The 25,177-nt window shown below is 63.6% G+C and carries 33 protein-coding genes and 1 pseudogene; 21 read left to right on the forward strand and 13 right to left on the reverse strand.

The annotated features are described in order from the left end of the window. Positions 1–159: 159 nt before the first annotated feature. Entirely contained in the window at positions 160–321 is a 162-nt protein-coding gene (locus tag MKK49_RS01000; RefSeq protein ID WP_244026176.1) for a hypothetical protein, read from the forward strand. On the opposite strand, the gene MKK49_RS01005 is transcribed toward MKK49_RS01000, so the two are convergent. The 6 genes from MKK49_RS01005 to MKK49_RS01030 all read right to left on the reverse strand — a co-directional run bounded on the left by MKK49_RS01005 (position 306) and on the right by MKK49_RS01030 (position 3,874). Further along, positions 306–485 carry a hypothetical protein gene (locus MKK49_RS01005; protein WP_244026177.1) on the reverse strand — a complete coding sequence of 60 codons (180 nt, stop codon included), beginning with the start codon at positions 483–485 and terminating at the stop codon, positions 306–308. The genes MKK49_RS01000 and MKK49_RS01005 overlap by 16 nt on opposite strands. Continuing rightward, entirely contained in the window at positions 482–769 is a 288-nt protein-coding gene (locus tag MKK49_RS01010; RefSeq protein ID WP_244026179.1) for a hypothetical protein, read from the reverse strand. The genes MKK49_RS01005 and MKK49_RS01010 overlap by 4 nt, the downstream gene beginning before the upstream one ends. A gap of 3 nt (positions 770–772) precedes the next feature. Next, positions 773–1,834 carry a hypothetical protein gene (locus MKK49_RS01015; RefSeq protein ID WP_244026181.1) on the reverse strand — a complete coding sequence of 354 codons (1,062 nt, stop codon included), beginning with the start codon at positions 1,832–1,834 and terminating at the stop codon, positions 773–775. Positions 1,835–1,911: 77 nt separating this feature from the next. Further along, complete coding sequence (locus MKK49_RS01020) at positions 1,912–2,679, reverse strand: hypothetical protein (protein ID WP_244026183.1); 768 nt, start codon at positions 2,677–2,679, stop codon at positions 1,912–1,914. 43 nt (positions 2,680–2,722) lie between these two features. Next, a complete protein-coding gene (locus MKK49_RS01025) occupies positions 2,723–3,382 on the reverse strand; it encodes a hypothetical protein (protein ID WP_244026184.1) in 660 nt (219 codons plus the stop codon). A gap of 78 nt (positions 3,383–3,460) precedes the next feature. Then, positions 3,461–3,874 carry a hypothetical protein gene (locus MKK49_RS01030; RefSeq protein WP_244026185.1) on the reverse strand — a complete coding sequence of 138 codons (414 nt, stop codon included), beginning with the start codon at positions 3,872–3,874 and terminating at the stop codon, positions 3,461–3,463. Between the two features lie 110 nt (positions 3,875–3,984). On the opposite strand from MKK49_RS01030, the gene MKK49_RS01035 reads away from it, so the two are divergent. The 4 genes from MKK49_RS01035 (at position 3,985) to MKK49_RS01050 (ending at position 7,006) form a co-directional block, all read left to right on the forward strand. Continuing rightward, on the forward strand, positions 3,985–4,266 hold the full coding sequence (locus MKK49_RS01035; protein WP_244026186.1) for an XRE family transcriptional regulator: 282 nt from the start codon (positions 3,985–3,987) through the stop codon (positions 4,264–4,266). Positions 4,267–4,355: 89 nt separating this feature from the next. After that, positions 4,356–5,150 carry a GAF domain-containing protein gene (locus MKK49_RS01040; protein ID WP_244026219.1) on the forward strand — a complete coding sequence of 265 codons (795 nt, stop codon included), beginning with the start codon at positions 4,356–4,358 and terminating at the stop codon, positions 5,148–5,150. Positions 5,151–5,229: 79 nt separating this feature from the next. After that, positions 5,230–6,705, forward strand: coding sequence for a PAS domain S-box protein (locus MKK49_RS01045; protein ID WP_244026188.1), 1,476 nt, complete (start codon positions 5,230–5,232; stop codon positions 6,703–6,705). A gap of 4 nt (positions 6,706–6,709) precedes the next feature. Then, positions 6,710–7,006 carry a hypothetical protein gene (locus MKK49_RS01050; protein WP_244026189.1) on the forward strand — a complete coding sequence of 99 codons (297 nt, stop codon included), beginning with the start codon at positions 6,710–6,712 and terminating at the stop codon, positions 7,004–7,006. Between the two features lie 252 nt (positions 7,007–7,258). Here the strand turns inward: MKK49_RS01050 and MKK49_RS01055 are convergent, their stop codons facing one another. Then, complete coding sequence (locus tag MKK49_RS01055) at positions 7,259–7,519, reverse strand: hypothetical protein (protein WP_244026190.1); 261 nt, start codon at positions 7,517–7,519, stop codon at positions 7,259–7,261. Positions 7,520–7,877: 358 nt separating this feature from the next. On the opposite strand from MKK49_RS01055, the gene MKK49_RS01060 reads away from it, so the two are divergent. Continuing rightward, positions 7,878–8,081: a hypothetical protein gene (locus tag MKK49_RS01060; protein ID WP_244026191.1), complete on the forward strand. Its 204-nt coding sequence runs from the start codon at positions 7,878–7,880 to the stop codon at positions 8,079–8,081. Between the two features lie 54 nt (positions 8,082–8,135). On the opposite strand, the gene MKK49_RS01065 is transcribed toward MKK49_RS01060, so the two are convergent. Together MKK49_RS01065 and MKK49_RS01070 are read right to left on the reverse strand one after the other, a co-directional pair. Continuing rightward, positions 8,136–8,396, reverse strand: coding sequence for a hypothetical protein (locus MKK49_RS01065; protein ID WP_244026192.1), 261 nt, complete (start codon positions 8,394–8,396; stop codon positions 8,136–8,138). Positions 8,397–8,435: 39 nt separating this feature from the next. Further along, a complete protein-coding gene (locus MKK49_RS01070) occupies positions 8,436–9,089 on the reverse strand; it encodes a hypothetical protein (protein ID WP_244026193.1) in 654 nt (217 codons plus the stop codon). A 202-nt stretch (positions 9,090–9,291) separates the two neighbouring features. On the opposite strand from MKK49_RS01070, the gene MKK49_RS01075 reads away from it, so the two are divergent. From MKK49_RS01075 to ctrA, 5 genes are all read left to right on the forward strand, one after another. Then, on the forward strand, positions 9,292–11,175 hold the full coding sequence (locus tag MKK49_RS01075) for an MHYT domain-containing protein (protein WP_244026220.1): 1,884 nt from the start codon (positions 9,292–9,294) through the stop codon (positions 11,173–11,175). A 14-nt stretch (positions 11,176–11,189) separates the two neighbouring features. Continuing rightward, positions 11,190–11,624, forward strand: a complete 435-nt coding sequence (locus MKK49_RS01080; protein WP_244026194.1) for a response regulator — start codon at positions 11,190–11,192, stop codon at positions 11,622–11,624. Positions 11,625–11,637: 13 nt separating this feature from the next. After that, positions 11,638–12,702: a sensor histidine kinase gene (locus MKK49_RS01085; RefSeq protein ID WP_244026196.1), complete on the forward strand. Its 1,065-nt coding sequence runs from the start codon at positions 11,638–11,640 to the stop codon at positions 12,700–12,702. 244 nt (positions 12,703–12,946) lie between these two features. Then, the gene (locus MKK49_RS01090; RefSeq protein WP_244026198.1) at positions 12,947–13,150 is read left to right on the forward strand and encodes a hypothetical protein; all 204 of its coding nucleotides are present in this window, start codon (positions 12,947–12,949) and stop codon (positions 13,148–13,150) included. Between the two features lie 233 nt (positions 13,151–13,383). Then, on the forward strand, positions 13,384–14,085 hold the full coding sequence (gene ctrA / locus MKK49_RS01095; RefSeq protein ID WP_244026200.1) for a response regulator transcription factor CtrA: 702 nt from the start codon (positions 13,384–13,386) through the stop codon (positions 14,083–14,085). A 4-nt stretch (positions 14,086–14,089) separates the two neighbouring features. On the opposite strand, the gene MKK49_RS01100 is transcribed toward ctrA, so the two are convergent. Further along, positions 14,090–14,551 (reverse strand): hypothetical protein, encoded by a 462-nt coding sequence (locus MKK49_RS01100; RefSeq protein ID WP_244026201.1) that lies wholly within the window; start codon positions 14,549–14,551, stop codon positions 14,090–14,092. A gap of 117 nt (positions 14,552–14,668) precedes the next feature. Between MKK49_RS01100 and MKK49_RS01105 the strand changes: the two genes are divergently transcribed. The 3 genes from MKK49_RS01105 to MKK49_RS01115 all read left to right on the forward strand — a co-directional run bounded on the left by MKK49_RS01105 (position 14,669) and on the right by MKK49_RS01115 (position 16,916). Next, positions 14,669–15,100 carry a hypothetical protein gene (locus MKK49_RS01105; protein ID WP_244026202.1) on the forward strand — a complete coding sequence of 144 codons (432 nt, stop codon included), beginning with the start codon at positions 14,669–14,671 and terminating at the stop codon, positions 15,098–15,100. A gap of 1,133 nt (positions 15,101–16,233) precedes the next feature. Beyond that, complete coding sequence (locus MKK49_RS01110; protein ID WP_244026203.1) at positions 16,234–16,608, forward strand: hypothetical protein; 375 nt, start codon at positions 16,234–16,236, stop codon at positions 16,606–16,608. Further along, positions 16,605–16,916, forward strand: coding sequence for a nucleotidyltransferase family protein (locus MKK49_RS01115; protein WP_244026204.1), 312 nt, complete (start codon positions 16,605–16,607; stop codon positions 16,914–16,916). The genes MKK49_RS01110 and MKK49_RS01115 overlap by 4 nt, the downstream gene beginning before the upstream one ends. Positions 16,917–17,126: 210 nt before the next feature. Here MKK49_RS01115 and MKK49_RS01120 read toward each other — a convergent pair whose 3' ends face one another. After that, the gene (locus tag MKK49_RS01120) at positions 17,127–17,936 is read right to left on the reverse strand and encodes an EAL domain-containing protein (protein WP_244026205.1); all 810 of its coding nucleotides are present in this window, start codon (positions 17,934–17,936) and stop codon (positions 17,127–17,129) included. 308 nt (positions 17,937–18,244) lie between these two features. On the opposite strand from MKK49_RS01120, the gene MKK49_RS01125 reads away from it, so the two are divergent. Beyond that, positions 18,245–18,394, forward strand: coding sequence for a hypothetical protein (locus MKK49_RS01125; RefSeq protein ID WP_244026206.1), 150 nt, complete (start codon positions 18,245–18,247; stop codon positions 18,392–18,394). 30 nt (positions 18,395–18,424) lie between these two features. Here MKK49_RS01125 and MKK49_RS01130 read toward each other — a convergent pair whose 3' ends face one another. Beyond that, on the reverse strand, positions 18,425–18,673 hold the full coding sequence (locus MKK49_RS01130; RefSeq protein WP_409565001.1) for a DUF6894 family protein: 249 nt from the start codon (positions 18,671–18,673) through the stop codon (positions 18,425–18,427). A gap of 139 nt (positions 18,674–18,812) precedes the next feature. Between MKK49_RS01130 and istA the strand changes: the two are divergent. The 5 genes and pseudogenes from istA to MKK49_RS01155 form a co-directional block, all read left to right on the forward strand. Continuing rightward, positions 18,813–20,300 (forward strand): annotated as a pseudogene (gene istA, locus MKK49_RS01135) (IS21 family transposase); the annotation flags it as partial. Positions 20,301–20,317: 17 nt separating this feature from the next. After that, complete coding sequence (gene istB / locus MKK49_RS01140; RefSeq protein WP_244026208.1) at positions 20,318–21,049, forward strand: IS21-like element helper ATPase IstB; 732 nt, start codon at positions 20,318–20,320, stop codon at positions 21,047–21,049. A gap of 853 nt (positions 21,050–21,902) precedes the next feature. Beyond that, positions 21,903–22,676, forward strand: coding sequence for a hypothetical protein (locus MKK49_RS01145; RefSeq protein WP_244026209.1), 774 nt, complete (start codon positions 21,903–21,905; stop codon positions 22,674–22,676). Between the two features lie 203 nt (positions 22,677–22,879). After that, entirely contained in the window at positions 22,880–23,101 is a 222-nt protein-coding gene (locus MKK49_RS01150) for a hypothetical protein (protein ID WP_244026210.1), read from the forward strand. Positions 23,102–23,171: 70 nt separating this feature from the next. After that, a complete protein-coding gene (locus tag MKK49_RS01155) occupies positions 23,172–23,582 on the forward strand; it encodes a response regulator (protein WP_244026212.1) in 411 nt (136 codons plus the stop codon). 204 nt (positions 23,583–23,786) lie between these two features. Here the strand turns inward: MKK49_RS01155 and MKK49_RS01160 are convergent, their stop codons facing one another. Continuing rightward, complete coding sequence (locus tag MKK49_RS01160; RefSeq protein WP_244026214.1) at positions 23,787–24,047, reverse strand: hypothetical protein; 261 nt, start codon at positions 24,045–24,047, stop codon at positions 23,787–23,789. Positions 24,048–24,346: 299 nt separating this feature from the next. Here MKK49_RS01160 and MKK49_RS01165 point away from each other — a divergent pair, with 299 nt between their 5' ends. Further along, entirely contained in the window at positions 24,347–24,886 is a 540-nt protein-coding gene (locus MKK49_RS01165; protein ID WP_244026216.1) for a MucR family transcriptional regulator, read from the forward strand. Positions 24,887–25,177: the final 291 nt, after the last annotated feature.

Raw genomic sequence — 25,177 nt, forward strand, 5'->3', positions numbered from 1 at the left:
TCATGATGCGACAACGCCACAGCACGGCGCTAGTAAAGCATTTTCGTGCTGAGGCGTTACGATGCTGTAGCGCTATCGCGCTACATAATTGCGGCGCTTGGTCCGGCTTTCGAGATCCGCGAGCGCTCTTTCGCCCCGCGAGACCCAGCGGGTGACGGCATGGGCATCCCCTCGGGCGATGGCGCGTTGCAGGCCGGCATTGATCCGGCGCAGGCGCCAAGCATCGAAGCTGACGCCGAGGAGGGCTACGAGATCCCCGAGCGTGCGGACCGGCGGGCGCTGGCGGATGGCGGGAACGGTACGCATCACGAAGCCATGTAGACGGCGAGGAGGATCGCGGCGGTGATGACGTTGCCCCGCCCTGCCTCGTGGCCGGCGCGGGCCAGCAGAACCCGATGCAGGCGGCGCATCCGACCGAGGCCGAGGGCGATGGAGGAGGGGAGGCCGAGGGCCAGAGTAGCGCGCATGGTGGCAGCGGTTTTCATCGGGCGGAGTCCTGTTCACGGTCGGAGGAGGAGCCGAGCAACCACGTGATCTGCGAGGCATGATGGTTCTCAGGGGCAGCGAGGGACGGTTCGGCGTCCCCGCCGTCTTCGTGCTCGTCGTCGCCGTCCATTCGGTCGAGGAGGGCAATCAGCCGGTCGGCAGTGTCGAGAGCGGATTGCGCCGCCTCTTCGATCCGCTGGCGGGTCTCTGTGTCACCGAACGACAGCCGAGGCTTGATCGTCGGAACAGGGCGACGCGGGATGAAGGTGTGAACGTTGGTCACGGCTTAGGCCCGCCCTCTCACATGGTGCTCAATCGCGTCCCGGTGCTCATCAAGCTCCGCAATCAGCCGGGTTGTCTCGGCCCTGAGCGCATCGGCATGTTCGCCCGACGTGCTGCGTGGGCAGTGAAAGTTTGCGGAAAATCCTGGCTCGCCCTGAAGCACTCGGCCGCCGATAGCCTCCCACGCCTGGACGCAGCCTGCCGCGTCATAGCCCGAGAAAGGATCAGCGAGAGCGACGCCGGACACGCTTGCCGCGCTCCGCAGAAGCCCATCCCATGCGCGATCCGCCTTGTACCAATCGCCTCCGACTACTCGGCGCACCTTGACTGCCAGTCCGGCCGGCGTGATCGCCACAGCTTCCGCAATGATGTTGCGGGCCTGGCGCGTCGCCGCTCCTGCTTCTTTCCGCCGCCGCCCCAAATCTACGGTGTGAAACCGATCCTTGGCCTCGGCCATGCGAGCCTCGTAGGCCTCCGCGATAGGAACGAGGGTGCGCAAGGCGCGGATGCGCATCGGGGTAGTGCCGGCCCGCCCGAAGGCCCTCGGCAGCGCCGCGATGGCACGGTTTAGACCTTCGACGGTCCACCGGTAGACGATCTCCTCATCGGCACCGCCCGTTATCTGGAACCGGATGCGATCCCTACCGAGACGCATGCCGGGATGTGCCGTCTCAACCAGAGCCCATTCCGGGGCTACGAGTGGTGCGGGAAGCTCCCCAAGCGCAGCCTCGTAGGCAGCATAGGCGTGGCTATGCTCTGCCTGAGCGGCGTGCTCGGAGTCGCGGGCCGCAAGATAGGCGGTCTCCGCATCGAACAGGGCTTGGTCGGGGTGAGGGGCGGTCGTGCCCACTGGCAGGCAAGCACTGGCCAGTGCCGGCAACGGCACGGTGACGGCAGAGGCCACCGAACCCGCAACCACCATGCGGCGACCCTGATCGGCCCCGGCTTCGCCGGGCTTGCGGCGCATGATGCGCCCGGCAGCCGCCTTGAGGTTCGCGGCCCGCTCTTTCAGGGAGGGGCGATCACCGCCCCGGCGGAAGGGATTAGACAGCTTGAGAGAAGGCACGCGCGACGCTCCTATGGTCGGACAGGGATGGGGGAGGGCGCGGTAGGGGGTTCGCTACCGCACGAGGGGCGGTGGCGTCAGAGAAGAGGCGAACGAGCGATCAGGTCCAGGATGCGAACGTGTTCGTTGCCTTCCTCATCGAGGACGTATCCTTCAGTACGCAAAAACTCGACGGCGTAGCGCCCTAGGGCAGCGCACCCGGCTCCGGTGGTTGGGACTGTCTTAAGCAGCACGTCGTCCACATAAGCCCAGAAGGCGTTCGTCGCTGCCTTCAGCTGGGGCAGCGGCACAAGCATTCCGACCGGTTGGGGCAGGCTCGATGCCGACCGGACGATTTCAAACAGTCGCCGCGTCTCGGTAATGGCCGCCAAGATCGGGTCGTCCTCGCCATCCGCATCGGCCTTGGTCGCAGCCCGCATCGCTTCGGCCGCACAGGTGAAATTGTCGGCATAAGCTACGGCCTGAAGCGCACCGATGTTCGTGGCAAGGGCCGCCGCATCCAGCCTGTGCTGGCGCTCGGCTGCCAGCGGGTACAGCCGAGCGAACTCGGCTGGCGTAATCTCACCATCCTCCATGGCAAGGGTGAGCGAGCGGCGGGTCCAAGATCCACCATCACCACGCTTCAAATCCGGGTAGCCGTGAACAGCGTTGCGTGAGAGGCGGTCATACTCAGTGATGGCCGCATGAAACGCCGCCACGGCCTCTTCGGGATTGGGTTCGGGCAGCACGTCCTTTGGGCGGCGGCGGACCACGCGGGCGGCACTGGCCCGAAGACTGGCGGCGCGCTCGCGCAGGGACGGGCGGGGTGCGTCGCTCTTAGCGACACGGGCGAAGGGATTACGCATAATTGTAGCTCCGTAATGCTATGGCAGGAAAATGCTATGATGCTCAAGCCAGCGTCGCGAGACCGATGAAGAGGGCGCCGGCACAGATCAGCGTGAGGGCGGAGAACGCCTCGCCCATGCCATCCAGCAGGCGCAGGGACCGCACATGGTCTGTATCCGGCCGGATCGGCGCCACTGCCTGCCAGGGCTCGATGCTGCCCGGCTGCGTCTCATCGTCGTCGAGGGTGAAGGGGGGGGGGCCGGCATAGCGCCCTTGCCCCTTTCTGGTGGCGATCCGGAGGACCACCCGCGAGACGGGCACGGACAGCCGCTCGGCCCGAGACGCGACGGCCTCAACGGACGAGATGTCAGAGCCGAGGAACAGCGTGAGATCGTCGGCGCGGGCCTGCGCCAGGGCATAGGCGGGCTGATAGTGGTCCGCGAACTCGGCTTCTTCGGCGAGCCACCAGTTCAGGTGACGGAGGAGGGCGAGACCACCGAACCGTGTGGCGCAGGAAGCGGCCAAGAGGGCGTCCAGGGCGTCGCCCATGGCGATCTCAGCCCGCTCGGACGGCTTGCCTTCAGGGGCGACCTGAAACACCGCGTACGCCTCGGCGTGGGCGTCGATGACGGTCAGGATGGGATCGGCGAAGGCAGGGACGTGATCGACGGTCGAGGTGACGGGCAGGCGGGTGCTGAAATCAGGGATACGGGCGTGCGTCATCGGTCGGGCTCCAGAGGGCTCGTGTGGATCGGTTCGGAGTGGATGGGCGCCAGCTACCCGCCGGCAGGGATGGCGAGGTTAGGCGGCGCGGTGCGCCAGCTTGGCGACGGTCCAGGCGGCGCGGAGGGAGACAGACATCGCCTCGGCCCAGGTCGAGCCGTAACGGGCCTGATGCTTACGGGCGGCGGCAGCGGCGGCGATCATGATCGCGGCGCGGTCGAACTTGCCGGCGACGACGAGGCGGCGATTGTTGATGGCGCTGAACTCGAGGGAGGCGCGGGCCAGGAGGAAGCCGGCCGGCAGGGTGTTGTGCAGCCCCTTGGAGAGAAGGGCGGTAATCGACATCTCGAACACGGAAGCCGGGACGACGACCGGGTTGAGCGCGGCAACGCGGGCCTTGGCTTCGGCGGCACGAATGCTGATCTGGCGGCGGCGGGTCTGCGGGAAGGCGGCGACCAGGGCGTTCGAAGGGACGATGGAGAAGGAGGACATTGGGGCGGCTCGTCTCTGAAAGGCCAGCGTGATACTTATGGCGACAGAGATAGGAGCTTGTCAACAGGGGGATGAAGTTATATTTCTGGCGACAGGTGCGGAGAGCAGCGTTGACCGAATTGACCCCTGAGATGTGCCGGGCTGGCCGGGCGCTGACCCGTCTGGACCAGAAGGGCCTAGCCGAGGCGTCGGGCGTTCCCCTACCGACGATCAAGGCATTCGAGACTGTGCGGAGTGTCGACGGAAAGCCGTCGCGCCGGCTGACGACCATGAACAATCGAGCATTGGTCGAGGCGTTCGAGCGCGCCGGCTTGGAGTTCATTCCCGAGAACGGGGGAGGGGCCGGCATTCGGTTCCGGGAACGGAAGGACGGGACGCGCGAGGAGCATTGAGTTGCTGGAGGGTGGTAGAGCAGGGTAACGAGGCTGACTCACGATAGCCATCTGATCCCACGCTTGCACTGCAGGAAAAGGACCCCTTGGTGCCCTACCCCGTTGTCAACGAGCCGGCGCGTCTGCAAGCTCTGCACGATCTTCAAATCCTGGACACACCGCCTGAAGATGCGTTCCATCGGCTGACGCAGGCCGCCAAGGATTTATTTGATGTTCCCTATGCGTTGATTACATTCGTCGATGAAGATCGAGCTTGGATCAAAACCGGGTGGCCTGTTGATTATTGTGAGTCAAAGCGGGAGCACTCACTTTGCAATTATACCATATTGCATGAAACAGTTTTAGTCGTATCTGATACACTAAAGAGCGAGGAATTTCGTGCCAACCCCTATGTTTGCGGCGAACCTCATCTCAGGTTCTACGCCGGGGCTCCCCTAACGATTGCCCCAGGTATCCGGGTTGGCGCACTTTGCTTACTTGATACGAAACCGCGTAGCCTTAGTGCGTCCCAAGTAGAGGATCTGCAAGGCTTGGCTCAGGTCGTTGTCGGCGAACTTTGGCTTCGCCGGGCACTTGGCAGTGCGAGCGGTGTTTCTGTCGTCATGGGAAAGGGAGGCCCGACAAATCTGCGCTTCTCGGTCGCGACGCACGTTTCGAGTGTGCAGATCCGTGCAGCCCGCGCCCTTCTGGATTGGACCATTGTAGATTTGGCCAAAGCCGCGCAAGTTTCCATCAATACGATCAAGCGCTTGGAGGATAGTGAGAGCGAGAAGACGCCTCGTGCAACGTGTGTCGCACATATTCGCTCAACTTTGGAGGAGGCCGGAGTACGGTTTTTTGACCAGAGCGGGGTCGCTCTATCAACTTCAAGGCGACCAAGATGACCCAATTTTAAACTTGGCTTAACGAATTTGGGGCTTTTTATGTCCCGTGATGCACGCCACATCACACCAGGGACATCCCATGTCGATCTTCACATCCAAACTGCAGGCCTTAATGGCCGCGATCGATCAATCGCGCGGGCGCATCGCGTTCACCCCGGACGGGATTATCCTGGATGCCAATCAGAACTTCCTCGACGTGATCGGCTTCAGCCGCGCCGAACTCCTCGGCAAGTCCCATAGCACCCTGGTACCGGAGGCCGAGCGCGGAGGTGCAGGATACCAGCAATTTTGGTCCGACCTACGTGCCGGCAAGAGCCAGACAGGTGAATTCAAAAGGATCGGCAAAGACGGTCGGGCTATCTGGATTCAGGCCTCGTACAACCCGGTGCTCGGTCGCAGCGGCCGGGTGGCCAAGATCGTCAAGTTTGCCAGCGATGTGACCGCTGCGGTCCAGCGTAGCATCGACTACGAGGGGCAGGTGCAAGCGCTGCACCGCTCGCAAGCCGTCATTGAGTTCACCCTCGACGGTACCATCCTGACAGCCAACGCGAACTTCCTCGATGCAATGGGCTACCGCCTCGACGAGATCCAGGGACGGCATCATAGCCTGTTCGTTGACCCCGAACTGAAGGCGAGCGCGGAGTACCGGCGGTTCTGGGAGGCGCTTGGTCGAGGCGAGTACGCGGCGGGTGAGTACAAGCGCGTGGCCAAGGGCGGCCGTGAGGTTTACATCGACGGATCGTACAATCCGATTTTTGATCGTGACGGCCTACCAATCAAGGTTGTTAAATTCGCCACTGACGTGACAGCGCAGGTGCGTGAGCGACAGTACCATGCCGGTGTCGAGGCGGCGGTCTCCGCCGGACTGGAGACGATCGCCAGGGCTGCAAGAAGTGCTTCTGGGCAGGCAGCTTCTGCCGCGTCGACCTCGACGCAGGTTGCATCCGACATCCAGACTGTGGCCTCAGGTGCCGAACAGCTCGCTGCCTCAGTCTCCGAGATCAGTCAACAGGTCACGCATGCCGCTGAGATGTCCGGGCAGGCCGTAGACCAGGCGCGACAGGCCGGCGACATCATCGCCAGCATGAGTGATGCGGCGCGCCAGATCGGTGATGTGATCAGCCTGATCCAGGGTATCGCCGCACAGACCAACCTTCTGGCACTCAACGCCACTATCGAGGCGGCGCGGGCGGGTGAAGCCGGGCGGGGGTTTGCCGTCGTGGCACAGGAGGTCAAGCTGTTAGCCGAGCAGACAGGCAGGGCGACGCAGCAGATCAGCGCGCAAATCGGTACGACGCAACAGGCGACGCTTGAAGCTGTCGGCGCGATCAACTCGATCCGAGCGACAATCACGACGCTCAACGAGGTTTCCAGCGCGATCTCCGCGGCGGTCGAGGAACAGTCCGCGGTCACCCGGGAGATGTCATCGAGCATGCAGATGGCTGCACAAGGCGTCGGTACGATCACAGTGGGTTTGGGCGAAATTGCTCAGGCGACTCAAGAGGTCGACGCCGCTACGCATCAGGTTCGGCACAGCGCACAGGCCGCAGGTTGAAGCCATGGCAAGCATCCACGCTTTTCCAAGCAATATCGATGGTGAAGCGGTTCCCCGGTTGACGGAAAAACTACTGGTTGCGTTCAAAGCGGGCGAAGATCTTGGTTCACGAGTGACGCATATTCATGCGATTGCTGAAACTCTTGAGCGAACTCTAATAGATCTGGATCGTGAGGTCGAGGGGCTCAATGCAAATTTGACGCGAAGCGAAGTTGATGAAATTTTAAGAGTGTCAGGTTTTCTTGAATTGCGAGATCAAGTTAGAAAAATGATTGCGCTTTCCAGAAACTTTCCAGGTTAGAAAATCTCGTTTTGGGCAAAGCTGGTTATGGTTTCGCCGGTATCAAGTGCCTGAGCGCGGCGGCGAACCTCATGCGATGGCTGGAGGCTGCGTGAGCCTGGCCGTGAGTTTTTCCCGCCTATAAAAAAGGACGCGTGGCAAAGCAGAGGCGAATCACGCAGGGCGGTGCCATTGGAGCATGACTGACGTTCGAGTTACCGCATGGGACGCTGCTGACCTAGCCCGGTGTCGCGACTCGGTCCAGCAGAGGCCTCAAGCTTCCTTCGAGAGCTCCCATTGCTCCTGCCGCAGGTGCGTCAAAGCATCCATCGTTTCCCATAGCGCCCGCTCCAAATAAGTTGGGTCGATGCCAGTCATGAGCATGGCCTTATGGGTGTCCACGAGTGCGATAGCTCGGTTTTCGAGCATCATGATGCGGCGGTTTACATATAGGAGCCTTGTCCGCGGCGTGGGTGTTTCGTGCAAACCCCGCGCCTTCAGTGCGTCAGCAAAACTGACGATTGCAGCAGTCACAGAACGTGGACCGTTTCTCGAAGAAGCTGCCCCTGCATGAGCCGCAATAGATGGAGGGTTCTCTGGTAGGACATGAGCGTTTTCTCAGCTACCAGCGTGCTGTGTCCCTGCTGGCTCATCTCGACTATGCAAATGACCTGCCGATCAAGCCGATTTTCGGCGGCCACTACGCACTCGTTCATGCGCATCACAGCCTCGATCCAGTCTGTGTTCATCGACGCTGCAGCCCTCGGCTTGTAGCGATAAACGATCTAGAACGTCTGAGGCGTGCGGCCGTTCGATGCTTCACAATGGGCACCTATGCGAATGGTCGGCGCGCCGCCGCATGGGGCGTAATAATCAATGTGCAGGAACCACCATGCTACCTAACTTCACCGTTCACGCCATCAAGGGTTCGGAGAAGAAGAAGATCCCGTGCGTGACAGCCATAGATGCCGTGTCAAAGCGGCTGATGCTCATTCGTCAAGGCTGGGGCGTCAGCATGTCCAATCACCTTGGTATGCCAATCTCCGAAGCAAGGGTTGATGCACAAGCCAAAGACGAGGCGGCTCAGAATTCCTGATTATCCGAACTCAGTTGAAAGTGACCGATTTCAACTAAAGGTCGATGCCTTCTCTCAGAACTCGATGCCGAAGCGGACCCGCAGGTTGTGGCGGGCGAACTGGGTCAGGTTGAGCGCCCGGTCGGTGAACGCGGGGTCGCGGTCGTGGCCGATGACCTGAGCCGCGTAGGCGACCGTGAGGAAGCCCTTCTCCGAGACCTGGTAGTGCAGCACCGGTCCGAGGAACACGGCGTGCCCGAGGAACCGGTTGAGGAACGCGCCGTCATAGGCACGCATGGCTCGGATCTCCGGCCCGAGGAACAAGGTCTCCGTCATCCGGGCCATCAGCGTCCCCGACAGGGCGAGGGTGGAGGATCAATCGACCTCGCCCGAACCCTTGAGGCGCGCCACCGACGGATCGTAGATCAGGTTCGCGCCGACCCACAGCCTGTCCGGAATCAGGCGCGCATCCGCCATCAGGCGCGTGTCCATGCTGAACACGTCGGCACCCCGCCCTTCGATGGGCGTCACCCGCGAATACAGGGGCTCCGCCTGCACGGCGAGGCCGAAGGCGTGGTCATCGGTGCGCTTGAGGAACTGATATTTCAGTTCGAGGGAGCCGCCGTTGACGGTGGCGAACGCTTTGTCGGGCACGCCCGCAATGTTGCGGCTCCTCCGCGCGTCGAATTGCAGGCCGGGTTCGATGCTGAAATTGTCGGTGGGATCGACCTGGTAGCTGACGATGGGCTCGGCGGCGCCGTATCCCGAGACCCCCGGCCCGCCGCGCCGTTTGCTGAAGCGGCCGATGGCATCGACGACCACCTCCTGCTCGCCCTTCTTGCCGGTGTCGGTCCCTTCCGTGAACCCGAACAGGTTCTCAGTATCGACCTTGTCCGGCGTGTCGTCCTTTCCCTGTTCGGCCTTGGCAACGCCTATCAGCGTGAGCGTGCCGGCGACGAGCGCGAGTGTTCGGCACCACCGCAGGGAGGTCGAGGGAGGTCGTGGCTGAAGCGGCGGGGGGCGGGACATTCCGGAACGATATCTTTCTTATCCATCCTGTGGCTGATGCCCTGAAACCACAGAGTCCCGCCGTCTCGGGTCGCGACCCGGGCCGGAGGATTTCGCGCAAATCGAACCGGCGAGCTACAAGAGCCCTTGAGCGCGAGAGCACGGTCCGAGGGCGCGGTCCATCGCTCCCTGTTCGCCAAGAGCTTCCATGAGTGGCCATCCCATGATGCACACGGGCTACAATCCGGTCCTCGTCGTTCTGTCCGTGGCCATCGCCATCCTCGCCGCCTACGTCGCCCTCGATCTCGGCGGGCGGGTGCGCGGCGCGGCGCCGGGACAACGCTGGGCCTGGGTCGCCGGGGCTGCCCTGGCCATGGGCGGCGGCATCTGGTCGATGCACTTCATCGGTATGCTCGCCTTCGAGATGGGCCTGCCCATCGCCTATCACCTCGGGCTGACCTTCCTATCCCTGCTGATCGCGGTTGCCGCCACCGGTGTCGCCTTCGCCTGGGTCAGCCGCGCGGCCACGGCACAAGCCGACGTCCTGGTCAGTGGCCCGCTCATGGGACTCGGCGTCGCCGGGATGCACTACACCGGCATGGCGGCGATGCATGTGCCGAGCAACCTCGCCTACAGCCCGGTCATCGTCGCCGCCTCCGTCGCCATCGCGGTCTCGGCGGCGACCGCCGCCCTGTGGCTGACGTTCCGCCAGCACGGTGTCTGGCAGAAGCTTCTGGCCGCCGCCGCGATGGGCGTCTCTGTGGCGGGAATGCACTACACCGGCATGGCGGCGGCGACCTTCACGGCCGAGGGGTCCGGCGCCCACGCCACGCACGTCGCCGCCCTCGGGCAGGGCCAGCAGGATTTAGCTCTCTACGTGGCCGCCGCCACCTTCGCGATCCTGTTCCTGGCGCTTCTCGCCTCCTCCATCGACCAGCAGCGGATCCAGGCGGAGCACCGGGCGAGCGAGGCCCGGTTCCGGGCCGCGATCCAGGCCGTACGCGGCGTGCTCTGGACGAACGACGCCGAGGGGCGGATGGTCGGCGACCAGCCCGGGTGGGCGGCCCTCACCGGCCAGACGCCCGCGGAATACGAGGGCTATGGCTGGGCGAGCGCCGTCCACCCGGACGAAGTCCGGTCGTCCGTCGAGGCCTGGACGGCGACGGTGGCGGCGCGGCGCGACTTTGTGCACGAGCACCGGGTGCGGTCCCGCGACGGAACTTGGCGGCACTTCGCCATCCATGCCGTGCCGATCCTCGATGGCGCCGGCGCCATCCGCGAATGGGTCGGCGTCCACACCGACATCACCGAGCAGCGCGAGGCCGAGGCGGAACTCCGGGACTCGAACGAGGAACTTCAGCGATACGCCTACATCGTCAGCCACGACCTGCGCGCGCCCCTGGTCAACGTGATGGGGTTCACAAGCGAGCTGGAGGAGACGCGCCAGGAGGTCGCCCGGACCATGCGGGATCACCCCGAGGCCACCCGGATCGACGCGGATTTGGGCGAGGCCCTCGGTTTCATCAAGGCCGCCGTCACCCGGATGGAAAGCCTCATCGCCGCCATCCTGCGACTCTCGCGCGAGGGCCGGCGCGCGTTCCAGGCCGAAGCCCTCGACATGACTGCCCTAGTCCAGGGCCTCGCCGACGCCCAGCGCCACCAGACGGATGCGGCCGGGGCGAGCGTCACCATCGCCCGCGACCTGCCGGGGATCGTGGCGGACCGCCTCGCCGTCGAGCAGATCTTCGCCAACCTCCTCGACAACGCCGTGAAGTACCTCGATCCCGCGCGGCCGGGGCGGATCACCGTGGCGGCGACTGGCGTCAGCGGCGGGCGGGTTCGCTTCGACATCGCAGATAACGGCCGGGGCATCGCCGTCCGCGACCATGCCCGGGTGTTCGAGCTGTTCCGGCGCTCCGGCGTCCAGGACCGCCCCGGCGAGGGCATCGGCCTTGCCCACGTGAAGGCCCTCGTGCGCTCGCTCGGCGGCCGCATTGACGTGACGTCGGAACTCGGCGCAGGCACCACCTTCGGCGTGACGCTGCCGCGCAAGGTCGCTACGGATCAGGTTCGACGGGCTGGCCCGGTGAGCCTCGCCGCGGAATAGGTACGGAGCACGCCATGCAACCCGTCTGCATCGTGATGATCGAGGACGACGAGGGCCATGCGCGTCTCATCGAGCGCAACATCCGCCGGGCGGGTGTGAACAACGAGATCATCCCGTTCCGCGATGGCACCTCGGCGCTGGCCTACCTCCTCGGGCCGGACGGCTCGGGCGAGGCGAGCGCGCGGCGTCACCTCCTCATCCTCCTCGACCTCAACTTGCCGGACATGACCGGCATCGACATTCTGGAGAAGGTCAAGTCGAACCCGCACACGCGGCGCTCGCCCGTGGTGGTGCTGACGACCACGGACGACAGCCGCGAGGTCCAGCGCTGCTACGATCTCGGCGCCAACGTCTACATCACCAAGCCGGTGAACTACGAGGGCTTCTCGAACGCGATCAGGCAGCTCGGCCTGTTCTTCTCGGTGATGCAAGTCCCCGAGAACCCATGAGCGCCCGGGTCCCATGACCGGATCGGAGACACATCCGGCCGAGGCCACCGTGTCGGCGCGCATCCTCTACATCGACGACGATCCGGGCCTCGGGCGCCTCGTCCAGCGGGCGCTGCGCACGCGCGGATACGACGTCGAACTCGCCCCCAGCGGCGAGGCGGGGCTGGCGCGCTTGGCGCTAGGCGGCATCGACGTCGTCGCCCTTGACCATCACATGCCAGGGCAGACCGGCCTCGACGTGCTGCCGGCCATCCGCGCCCTGCCCGACGCGCCGCCCGTGGTCTACGTGACCGGCTCCGAGGACAGCCGGGTCGCCGTCGCAGCCCTCAAGGCCGGAGCCGTCGATTACGTCTGGAAGGACGTCCAGGGACATTTCCGGGAGCTGCTCGGCGAAGCCATCGCCACGGCGATCCGTCAGGAGACCTTGCGGCGCGACAAGGAACGAGCGGACGTGGCGGTCCGCGAGGCGCGCGACCGCGCCGAGATCCTGCTTCGCGAGGTGAACCACCGAGTCGCCAACTCCCTCGCCCTCGTCGCAGCCCTCACCCACATGCAGACCAACGCCGTCTCCGACCCAGCGGCGAAGGCGGCGCTCCTCGAAATGCAAGCGCGCATCTCCGCCATCGCCGGCATTCACCGCCGCCTCTACACGTCGGACAACGTCGAGGCCGTCGAACTCGACGCCTACCTGTCGAGCCTCGTCGATGAATTGCAGGCCGCGATGAAGGCCGCCGGCCGGGATCACGCCATTCGGTTGCGCGCGGAGCCGGTGCGGCTCGCCACCGACAAGGCCGTGTCGCTCGGCGTCGTCGTCACCGAACTTGTCACCAACGCCTACAAGTATGCCTATCCGCCGGAGATCCCAGGCGAGATCCGCGTCGTCCTCGGACGGCAGGGCTTGGAAGGCCTGATGCTGACCGTGGAGGATGACGGCGTCGGCTGGACGGGCGTCGGCCAGCCGCGCGGCACCGGCCTCGGCTCCCGCATCGTCAAGGCGATGGCGATGAACCTGCGCTCCGCCGTCGTCTACGGCACCCACGGCCCCGGCACGCGCGTGACGCTCTCGTTCCAAGGTTGAACGCTGCGGGTAATCGCCCAGCCTACAGCGCTGCGAGGTCCCGGGCGACGGCGAGCAGGGTCGCGGACTACGTTCCGTCGTCGTAAAAACGCCGAAACCTCACAACTCCACCCGGTCGCCGGCCACTAGAGCATCCTATAGGGCCGCCGCCGCCTCCGGCTACAGCCACTGCGGAGCGGGGGCTTCTGTCGCAGGCTCTTCAAGACGTGTCCCGCGTTGCCTGCGGCTGATGCAGGAGATCAACATGGCAGCGACCAAAGACGTGACGAGCTACACCTTGAAGCAGGCGGTGGCCGCGAAGGTTGACGACCACGTCGAGATCGCGGTCGAGGCGGAGGATGGCACCAAGTTCAAGATCGTCGCCACGTCCGAGCAGCTCGAAGCGTTGACGGGCGATCTGGAGACGATCCTCGACACGGATGATGCCGAGGCCGACGCTGCTGCGTAGCCGACCGGGGGCTTCATTGAATGTTAACCATGCTGCCCCCATCTAACGATTATACCGGTCGTGACCCAGTCGCCTGATCGGATGCGGCCACGACGCCGAGATAGGGTGACGCCGGATGTACGCGCACTCGCTCTCGGCTTCCGTGGCCGTTGCTGTTTCTCAAGGCCGGCGCAGCTTAACGGTTTGTTGCCGATGTCCGGATAGGAAGCTTCAATCTCTGGAGGTTCTTCCCTATGCGCGTGCTGCTGGTCGAGGACGATGCCTCCGTCGCCGCAAGCATCGAACTGATGCTCAAGTCCGAACGGTTCAACACCTACACCACCGATCTCGGTGAGGAGGGGATCGATCTCGGCAAGCTCTACGATTACGACATCATCCTCCTCGACCTGAACCTGCCCGACATGTCGGGCTACGAGGTGCTCCGGAATCTTCGCGTCGCCAAGGTGAAAACCCCGATTCTCATCCTGTCCGGCATGGCCGGCATCGAGGACAAGGTGAAGGGCCTCGGCTTCGGGGCCGACGACTACCTGACGAAGCCCTTCCACAAGGACGAACTCGTCGCCCGCATCCACGCCATCGTGCGCCGCTCGAAGGGCCACGCCCAGTCGGTGATCACCACTGGCGACCTCAGCGTGAACCTTGATGAGAAGACAATTTCGATTGCCGGCAGCCGGGTTCACCTCACCGGCAAAGAGTACCAGATGCTGGAACTACTCTCACTCCGGAAGGGCACGACGTTGACGAAGGAGATGTTCCTCAACCACCTCTACGGCGGCATGGACGAGCCTGAGGTGAAGATCATCGATGTGTTCATCTGCAAGCTCCGTAGGAAACTTGCCAACGCGTCCGGCGGCCAGAACTACATCGAGACGGTATGGGGACGGGGCTATGCTTTGCGTGAAGGGGCTCCCGAGATGCGCGCCCTTGCAGGCTGATCAGCTACGCATGGTGCACGAGCGCGAAGAGGTCGAGCTGCTGCGGGTGGGACCGGTACGAGCGACGCGGAGTGCGCGATCGAGGCACGCTTTTGGCGGCAGGAAGCGCTATACCCGCCTGCCCATGCAGAACCGCCCCAACGATCCGGCATCCATCGCCGGAGTGGTAAACGTAGGCCCTGAAGGGGCCTGAGCGGAAGATCTCCTGGACCAGTGGCTCGTCGCTGGCGAGCGAACCCAGAGCCTTCAGCAGGCAGCCAAGACCCTGCGTCTCGATTTGCGATGCCCGAAACTCGAAGCTCTGCCCAGCCCAGATATGGCTCTGAGCGCCCGCGCTCGTATGAGGGAACGGGTTGGGGCTCGCGTCCGTCGCGACATCTAAAATGAAGCTCGCAATCGCCTCGCGATCCACGATATGCGAGGTTGCACGGATCGATGCCGCGAGCTGAGTTCGGGCAACCGACATTGATCCTCCCCGATTTATCCGTTGTAGACACTGCTACGCTTGCACAGGATCGGCTCCCCGCAAAGCTGATCCTCAGCGCAGGCAAGTGCCGCGCGAGGCCCGTATCCGAGACCCCTGATGCCGATCCGGCGCGAGCACCGGTTCTTCTACCCCATAGATTGGCCGCAGCTTTCGGCCGTAATCCGGTTTCGCAGGGCTGGCGGGGCGTGTGAGGGCTGCGGTAGGCCGCACGGACGGTTCGTCTACTGTCTCAGGGATGGCCGCTGGTGGGATGCGGCCTGCGGAGCATGGCGAGACCGCCAAGGGCGTTCTGTGCCCGCCCTGCCCCGTCTGGACGAGCTTGAGGACCTACGGCGCACGAAGGTGGTTCTGGCCGCCGCGCATCGCGACCACGACACCGCAAACAACGCCGACACCAACCTCGTCGCGCTCTGCCAACGCTGCCACATCCTGCATGACCACCCCGAGCACAAGCGCAGGCGATGGCGGACCTTGTTCCGTAGGCGGGCGGATGGTGACCTGTTCGACGGCTCCTATCCGAACAGGTGATCTGCCGGGGCCAGATCACGGCCCGAAGAGAGCGAAAAGCTCAAAGACCCCTTCGAACCCATCCGTGAGCGGGTCGGCCTGATCGATCCTCGCGCGCATCCACGCCTGCCACTCAGCGACGGTTCCCAAAGGCGGCGGTAAAGGTCTTCGCGCGTGATGATGACGCTCGCGTCGGTCATGCTGGCTGTCCTGCTCGGCTCGGGCAGGACCATCTCAGGGCGAAATGGATGTGAGGTTCAACCTGCTCTCCGAAGCCATCGACCACCTCGCGGCCCATGCATCCCCCTGGTCATCACAGAACCGCGGGACGCTCTTCGCTACGAGACTGACGGGGATCCCGTCCCCGAGGGTGAGATCGTCGCCAGGGCATTCGCGCTGGGCTTGGCGGGCGCGGAGCGGATGCAGTGACCCTCACCTGGGAGCGCACTTGGCCCGACGACCCCAGCCGCACCCACGATTTCTCGGCGGTCGCCGATGGCGCTCGCATCGGTCGGGTCTACCGAACGCACATGGCCGTGGGGTACGCTTGGTCTTGGAGTGCCTACGGGGTCACGGCTTCGGCCGGCACGGTCGGATGCGCTCTCTCCGGCCATGAAGAGACGAAGCAAGGTGCCGCGGATCGGGTGAAGGCGGCTTGGGCGCGGTGGGTGAGGCAGGCGTGTGATCCCAATGGACATGACTGTGCTTAAACCCCGCCAATTACGCCCAGCGATCACGTGCTGGTTCAAAAAACTTGATAACAGCTTTGTGATCGGTATCTAAGAGTGCAAGGATCTAACCGCCAAAATCAAATAGCGAAGCGGGGCATCATGCATACGATTTCACGTGCAGGGATGATCTTTGTTGCCGGCTCTTACGCAGCCGCATGCTTCTTGGGCCGCTTGTTCATGCTTGAGGGCGAAGGGCCGACGGTGAACGACTGCTTAGTTGCGGCCGTATGTGCTTCAGTAGTTTTACTCATCGTAGTGTACCGGACCGAATGAGTCACCGACCTCGGCTCACGTAACCAACCCCGGCGGCTCGTTGTGAATATGACGCGACTACCGGAGGGGTGGGGGGCGCCTTTGTACCTAGCGCTCTAGCCCCGCACCCCACCCTCGCCTATCCCGTCCGGCCACCAAGCACCGGACCCCATGTCAGCCGCACCCAAGATCATCCCCGCCGACGCCCAGGCCTGGCGCCAGAGCTTCCTGAACCTTCGGCCCAGCGTGTCGCCCTGCCCTGGCCTCACCGGCACGAACTGGACGGCCGTTCATGCCAGGGGGCTCGATTTCCTCGAGCGGTGGGCGGACGAGGCCATCACGCTCGGCTGGACGACGCTGGACGTATGGGGCGTCCACCCTCAGATCGGGACGATCCGAGCGGACTACTGCGGCGGCATGACGATGGGGACCGCCCTGGTGACCGGGATCACGGAGAACCGGATTTTCAGTGGGTACGCGACGTTCTACCGCGACACGCCTGGGCGGCCGACCGGTGCTGTGCCGATCTGGTTGTTCGGGCGGTGACTTTCCCCAGCGACATCGCCACGCGCTTGTCATCATGGGCCGAACGCAAGCCCGCGATCTCCGAGCTATGGCTGTTCGGCAGCCGTGCGCGCGGCGACCACCGTCCGGACAGTGATGTCGACCTCGCGATATGGCTGCCGGGGCACAAAGGACAGGCGCTCGCGCTCTACGTTGCAAAGGGCGACGAATGGCAGTCGGAAATTGAGGCTGTCGCCGGCATGCCCGCCAGCCTTCAGGTCCTCGGATATTCCGACGAGCTGGATAAGATCGTCCACCGAGAGGGCGTTCGACTCTGGGAGAGGCCCTGAAACCGCAATCCTGCCCGCTCCGCCGAAGCCCGTGTGATCCCGTTTCGGGATCAGCCCCAGCCGGAGCGTTGAGCCGAGACTAACCGGCACCGCACATTCTGGCGTGCGAGCCATGTTGCGTACCGGCTCAGCGTGAGATGGACGATCCTCCCCGCCGGCCCGTGATCAGATCGGGCGGCGGGACTTCGCTCTGCTCAAAACAGCAAAGGGTCAGGCAGCGTTTGGTTGCTTTGTCGCTTGTGTGGTCCCAGCCTTGGCGATGGGATCCGTAGAACCTTGGAATTGAACGCTCGGCAGGCGCGCGATAGCGGGCTTCGCGAACAAGTAGCCCTGGAAAAGCTTAATCCCGGCGGCGCGGAGTGCTGTAAGTTCTGCATCCGTTTCGACGCCTTCTGCCAACACTGTGATACCCAGCTCGCGTGCCATAATCGTGAGACATGCGATGATGATTTGCCGCTCCGGCGACGTGGCGATGCCACGGATCAATTCCATGTCGAGCTTGATCAGGTCAGGTCGAAAATTGGCTAGCAGGTTGAGCCCTGCATACCCAGCGCCAAAGTCGTCCAATGCAGTTACAAAGCCCTGCTTTCGGTATTCGGCAATGATCCGCTGCACATGAGCTACATCGACCATGCGCTCATTTTCCGTGAACTCGAACATGATTTGTTCGTGGGCGAAACCAACGCGGTGGGCAGCTTCCAGCGTTGCTCGGATGCAGGCAGCGGGCTCGTAGACTGCATTCGGCATGAAGTTGATGGAGAGTTTTGTATTCCTGTCCGGGAATAGACTTCCAGCCAACTCGATGGCCTTCACACGGCAAGCTTGGTCGAATTTGTAGCGATTGGTCTCATCGACCTGCGAGAGGATTTGGAAAGCTCCCTGGCCTTCCATGCCTCGAACCAAAGCTTCGTAGCCCCATACGGAATGACGCTCGATATCAACGATAGGATGGAATGCCATCGTAAATTCGAAAGCCAACGGAATGCTGTCACGACAGCCGCGGCAACCAGATCGGATCATGATGATAGTCTCTGTTCTATTTCACAATGATTCTCGCGAAATTTCTGAATCATCGGTAAATATTTGAGCTGCCAATGCAGAATATTTCTCTGGAATTGATCATTTGATGCGTTTGTCTAAGATTTTTCCAAGCTGTGTAGAAGACGCTGATGCGCTGCCGACGCTAGCGAAACATTTTCCCGATCATTCTTGATTCCAAGTGTTCCATACTTGACCTGCCCTTGCATCGAGCCCGGCCGCCCGACGGGTGACGTGCCGATCTGGCGGTTCGGGCGATGACATAGGCCGCCACCCGCCTCGTGGAGCGCATGTACTGGTTCGCGCACGGCCTCGGTTTGGACGACGCTCCGCTCCGCGAGATCATCGAAAACGTTTTTGTTGAGATGCTTGAAGCATCCCCAGACGAACGGATCGCCGAGATCCGGCGTCGCCTGAGGAAGGCGGCCGGCGTGAACTAGGCGGGAAAAGAAGCGTGGCTCCCGTACAGGCTAGGATGCCATCTCGGCAGGCGGGTCAGGCGGAGCCACCGACAGCAGCATCAGTGTCTCACCAGCTGCGTCGCGGATGCTCAGCGTCCACCTCTCGTCACTGCCCGAAAGTTCGTTACCGTAACGCATTTCCTGCAGCCCTTCCTCGGCTTGCTTTATCGCCTCATTGAGGTTGTTGACCAAAACACCAATGCCATCACGGATGGTGATCAGCCCATCCGTAAGGTCAAAAAAGAAGCGTTGGGTCACGAGCATTCCTGTTCGTACGAACTATGAGTATCGGCGTGGAAGAAGGACCCGGCTGACGGGCTGATCGGCGTCCAAATGGGACCCACCCCCGGCATTCTCCTTCATGTTCCCACCCAGCTACGGGTGGGAGCCAGCCGGGATGATGATTGTGGAGACCATCGGCAAGATCCGACGGATGTTTCGCGACCAACACAGCATCCGGGAGATCTCCCGCACGCTGCGGCTGTCGCGTAAGGTGGTGCGCAAGGCTTTACGTTCGGACACGACCGCATTCGCCTACAAGCGCCAGCGCCAGCCTCGTCCACAACTCGACAGCCACGTCGCCCCACTGGAGGCGCTGCTGGTTGAGGAGCTGGCCAAACCCAAGCGTCAGCGCCTCAGCTACGTCCGCCTGTTCGAGATCCTGCGCCAGGACGGCTTCACGGGCGGCTACGACAGCGTGCGCCGCTACGCCCAGCGCTGGTTCAAGGACCGCACCGCCATCGCCCAGGGCGTATTCGTCCCGCTCGCCTTCGCCCCGGGGGAGGCCTACCAGTTCGACTGGAGCCACGAGACCGCGCTGATCGATGGGGTGACCACTCAGATCAAGGTCGCCCACGTCCGGCTGTGCCACTCGCGCCTGTTCCTGCTGCGCGCCTACCCGCGCGAGAGCCAGGAGATGGTGTTCGACGCCCACGAACACGCCTTCCGTTTCTTCGGCGGCGCGTGCCGGCGCGGCATCTAGGACAACATGCGCACCGCGGTCGCTACGATCTTCGTGGGCCGCCAGCGCACCTTCAACCGGCGCTTCCAGCAATTCTGCTCGCACCATCTCGTCGAGCCCACCGCTTGCAATCCGAGCGCGGCCTGGGAGAAGGGCCAGGTCGAGAACCAGGTGCGCACCGCGCGCAACCGCTTCTTCAAGCCCACGCCGCGTCACCCATCGCTGGCCGCGCTGAACGGCTGGCTGGAGGAGCAGTGCATCACCTGGGCGATGACCGCGTCTCATCCCGTGCAGCGGGATCGCACCGTCATGGCGGTGTTCGAGACTGAGGACCGGCCCGCCCTTGTCGGCCTGCGTGAACGCTTCGACGGCTTCCACGAGGTCGAGGTCGCCGCCACCCCCACCTGCCTCGTGCGCTTCGACAACAACCGCTACTCCGTCGAGGCGCGCGCCGCTGGCCGGCGCGTGCAGCTGCGCGCCCATGCCGAGCGGATCAGCGTCTTCCTCAACGGCGAGCGCGTGGCCGAGCATGCCCGGTGCTTCGGCCGCCATCAGACGATCTACAATCCCTGGCACTACCTGCCGGTGCTGGCGCGCAAGCCCGGTGCGCTTCGCAACGGCGAGCCGTTCCGCGACTGGGACCTGCCCGTTGCATTGCACGAGGTCCGCCAGCGGCTGACCGCCTTCACTGACGGCGACCGGCAGTTCGTGACCATCCTCTCGGCGGTGCCCGAGGCCGGGCTGGATGCGGTCGAGGCCGCCTGTGCGACGGCGCTGGCCGCACGCCTGCACAGCGCGGACGCCGTGCTCAACCTGCTGGCCCGAGGCCGTGAACCCGAGCCGCCCCCGCCCGTGCTGACGCCATCATCCTTGACGCTCGGCCTGATGCCCGAAGCGGACTGCGCCCGCTACGACGGGCTGCGCACGATGGTGGTGGCGTGATGGAACGGCCCGCCGTCCTGGAACTGATGGTCAAGCTCAAGCTGCGCGGCATGCGTGCGGCCTACGACGAGGTGATTACCCTGGCGGCCAAGCGCCACCACTCACCCGAGCAGGTGGTGGGCCAGCTCCTGGCCCTGCAGCTGGCGGACGTGGAGAACCGGGCCACATCCCACCGGATGGGCAACGCCAAGTTCCCGGTGGTGAAGACGCTGGCCGAGTTCGACTTCGCCGGATCGCCGGTAAACGCGGCGGCAGTGCGCGAGATGCACCGCGGGACCTTCCTCACGGAGAGCCGCAATGCGGTGCTGATCGGCGGCACGGGCTCGGGCAAAACGCACCTGGCCATTGCGGTCGGGGCTAACTGCGTGCGCGAGCGCGAGGCGCGGGTGCGCTTCTTCAACACCGTGGACTTGGTCAACCAGTTGGAGGCGGAGGCGCGGGCGGGCAAGACAGGCCGGCTGGCCACGCAGCTCGCCCGCAGCGACCTCGTGATCCTGGACGAACTGGGCTACCTGCCGTTCCCGCGGGCGGGCGGACAGATGCTGTTCCACCTGATCAGCCGGCTCTACGAGCGCACTTCGGTGATCGTAACGACGAACCTGCCGTTTGCCGAGTGGCCGAGCGTGTTTGGCGACGCCAAGATGACCACGGCGCTGCTCGACCGGCTGACACACCACTGCGAGATCCTGGAGACCGGCAACGCCAGCTGGCGGCTGAAGACGCGCTCCTGAGGAAGCCGGCCGCGGCACGCCGCGACCGGACGGGTGGCAGGCTGGACACGAGATCGACGCCGCTGCGCTCACCCTGACCGGCTCCGCGACGTCGATCTCTGCGTCGGCGATCCCGCCAGCAGGTGGGTCCTTTTTGGACGCCGATCCTGGGTCCCGATTACACGCCGATTGACAAACTAGGCGGATCGTGACCATTCGTACGGTTTCGTACAACAGATTGGCTCGACAACAGTCAAAAGGCCGCATGAAAAAACCCGCTCGGACTACTCCGGGCGGGTGAAGTGAGGATTGGGATGCCCAGCATGGGGCACGGTAGCGGTGCAGAGGTCATGCCAGCCCTATCGCTCCCCGAACGATGAGCCCCACGAGGCCGGCGATCAGCCCCTAGACGACGCAGAGATCATGAGGCTCCGTCGGCGAGCAGGTCACGATGGCGTGCTGCAACGGGGTGCTATCGTGGGCGACAACCCCGCACAGCACGCCCTTCCTCGGCATGGCGTCCAGCAGGGGCGCCTCCTCACGGCTGAGGCCACCGCAGGCGTCAAAGCGCAGGCCTACTCGCTCCTTACCGTTGACTTAACCGTGCTCCCCGGCCGACATGCCATGTCGGGCCCCGTTCACCTCGTGCGAGTCGTGAGCCGGCATCAGGAGAGATCACCGCCGCGAGATAGACCCTGAAACGACTACGGCCCCCCTGTCGCCAAACAGGAGGGCCGCGAAATCGATGGGCTGTGAGGCCTCTTCCAATTCCTCACAAGCCATAGAGCGCCCTCGGGTGTCAAGCGGGAACGCCAATTCCCGCATCGAGAAGTCGTGCCTTGTGCCTGCCGCGGCCCGCGAGGGACCGAGGACGATGTTTCACGCCGCCATGAAGGCCGCGATCGAGGACGCGCGGACGCTTGCCCAGATGGACGAGCTATCGCGCCAGGTGTGGCAGGGGCACGGCTCCGGGGTGTTGGGCGACAACAAGGCCCAGGCGCTCGCCGAACGCCTCCACGGGCGCCGTATGGCGATCCGGGAGGGTATCCGGCCTGTCGGCATCCCCGCCGGCCGGGCGAGTCTGTTCCCGCCGCGCCGGCACGTGGCCTCGCCCGACAAGGTCGCATCTCGAGACCGACGTCGTTTGCTGGCGTGCTCTGGGCCGATGCCACCTGCGTTGGCCGCACGGTTTACCACCGGGCAGATCGCGGTCCTGCGCATCGTGGCCGATGAAGTGACCGCCAAGGGCGTGTGTGGGCTCTGCATCGATGCCATTGCCGCGCGGGCCGGGGTATGCCGCCGGTTGGCCCAGGCCGCCATCCGCCTCGCCGAGGGCGACGGGCTTTTGACGATTGAGGAGCGCCGGCACGAAGGCCGAAAGAACTCGCCCAACCTCGTCCGCATCATCAGTCGGGAATGGCAGGCGTGGATGCGGCGAGGCGGTAGCCAAAAGCGAAACGGTTTCGCAATTGCGCTCCCCGAAACGGGGGACCTCGCTAAGGCGGACGGGAGCAGCGCCCCATCACATCAATCAGGCATAGGGTGCAAACGGATTCACCCCACGGATAAGGGGATAATTACGGGGACAATTCGCCTAGTGGAACCGTCAAAGAAGCTGCCGGAACGGCAGAGCCGGACCCGACCGTGAGGCAAATCTGGAATCCTCGCGATGGGTCCGAACTGCGGAGCCATGTCGCAGGTGCATCCGGCCGGGCGGAAGAACGAACGATGAGCCTCCAGATTGGGCCACCAATACGTGTTCGGATGAGCAAGTTCGGGGCGTCATTTGATGGCCCTGGTTGAGGGGCCGGTGATACGTCATCGCCCAATAGGGTATGCAGGGTTGGCGGAATGACCGAACGGGCGCAGCACGCCGCAGAACTCCTTGCCGTCGTCATCGAGAATACCGAGTTGCGGCAACAGCTTGCCGAGGTGCAGGATCAGTGCGTCGAGCTGGCCGTCGATGCTGGCGAGCTTCACGCAGAGATCGAGATGCTGCGGGCGCAGTTGGTCGCTGCTGAACAGGCCATCAATCAGTGGCGAGCCATGGCCGCGCGGCGCCTTGTTGGGTGAGGCCGCCTTGAAGAAGGCAAAGACCGACCTCCTGACAGGACCTTATCTGGACGCGGCGAATTAGGCCTTTATGGACAAGCACTCGTCATCATCGGCCCCCTACGCTCTGGTCGTTGAGGATGACGGCCTCATCCGAATGGATATCGTCGAGATTCTCAGCGATGCCGGCTTCCGGACCTACGAGGCCGCAACAAGCGACGAAGGTGCGATTCTCCTCGAACGGGAGCGCCAATCCATCGTTCTCCTGTTCTCTGATGTGCAAATGCCAGGCTCCCTCGACGGTTTCGGGCTCGCCCGCAAAGCGGCCCAGTGCTGGCCCCACATCTCGATTGTCGTTGCGTCGGGGCATGTCTGCCCAGGACCGAATGACCTACCCGAAGGCGTGCGCTTCATCGACAAGCCATTCACGGCTGGCATGGTCCATGATCATCTCAAAGAGATCCTTCCGGACGGTCAGAAGCCGGAGCCTTTGAAAGATTGAGCCCATGCAGAAGCGGCGAGGCTTTCGCCCCGCCGTCGTGTCGTGCTGGAAAATGGGCGCTAAAATGGGCGCCGGTGTGACCCTAGAAACCCATCATCGCCTGGTATGCGCCGACGATGGTGTAGATCAGGCCGGCCACGAAGGCACCGGCCATGAGATACGAGAACCCAGTCAACACCATCGAGAAACCCGTTCTCACGCCTTTCAGCAGCGGTTTCCGCCCGAGGTTTGGCCGTACTGCTGCACCGGGAACGCCTGCTGGTTGGCATTGCCCTCGGCGGCCGAGCTCATCGGGCAATTGAACGGCGAACGGGCCTCCGGTGCAGCGTAGATTGAACCGGTGGTCTCAACCTGAGAACCGAACGAGGAGTAGCGGGGCGACAAGCGCTCAGTGGCCATAGCGGACGAGATCGAAGCAACGCCAAGGATAAGAGCTGCGGTGGCGGTGGAGATACGGGTCTTCATGGCTGGTCTATAAACTCCTTCACAGGACTGACCTGGGTTCAGGTCTGTTTCTTTCTGTCTGAACCTAATATGGGAATCCACTTCCATTCTTGACGTGCCGCTACGCACCCGCCATGGAGGATTAAACCGCCGCGTCGAACTCGATCACGAAGGTGCCCAAACCGGCCTGTCATGACGGGCAATCAAGGACAGGTGAGTGGATAAATTAACCTGAGCAATTGTTTTCCAGGCATTCCTATTGATCTTTTTGTGGCTCTGCGTCTTAGAACCGTACCATCGCTAAGTACGAAAGAGCTGCAATGACCGAAGCCGAAACCCACCAAGCATTCGATTACGTGGAGCTGAGCGCTGATATCGTCTCGGCCTACGTCTCCAACAACTCCCTCCCAGCAAGTGAGATCGGCAATCTGCTTACCAGCGTCCACGCTGCTGTCAGCAGCCTTACAAAGGGCGGGAATGCCTCTCCTACGAAGGAGGATGAGGTTGAGAAGGCCACCCCAGCGCAAATCAAGAAGTCGATCACGCCAGATGCCCTCATCAGCTTCGAGGACGGCAAGTCCTACAAGACCCTGCGCCGGCACCTGACGATTCGTGGTCTGACACCAGAGAGTTACCGCGCGAAGTACGGCCTGCCTGCGGACTACCCGATGGTCTCTGCCGGCTACTCGGCTCAGCGATCTGAGCTTGCCAAGGCCCTCGGACTCGGACAGCAGCGGAAGGATTCGGGCAAGGCGGCCGGACCCAAGGTAGCCCAATCGGATGAGACGATTGCCGAGGCGCCGGCTGATGAGAAGCCGAAGCGTGCGGGGCGTCCGCGCAAGGGGGTCGCTGCTAATTGATGCTGACGGCGCGCGGTGGCCAGGTGCCGCCGCGCTCCAGCATTCGTCATGCCCGTGTCCCGCCGAGTGCCGGAGGAGACGAGGCTTGGCGATGACCAGTTCCGCCAATTATGCTTAAGCTCGATGCCGCGCTCGTCCTGCCAGTACCCAACCAACTGCCATGCCGCGGGCCGCGGCGGTCCCTGCCGCCGCTGCGACGCCCAGGCCATCGCTCAGCGCGCCGTTGAACTGCGTCAGCGCATCATGGCGAACAAAGCCGAAGGCCGCCCCCTCTATGCGCCGCGCAGTACC

Origin of the sequence: Methylobacterium sp. J-090 (assembly GCF_022829345.1) — a bacterium.
Lineage (GTDB): Bacteria > Pseudomonadota > Alphaproteobacteria > Rhizobiales > Beijerinckiaceae > Methylobacterium.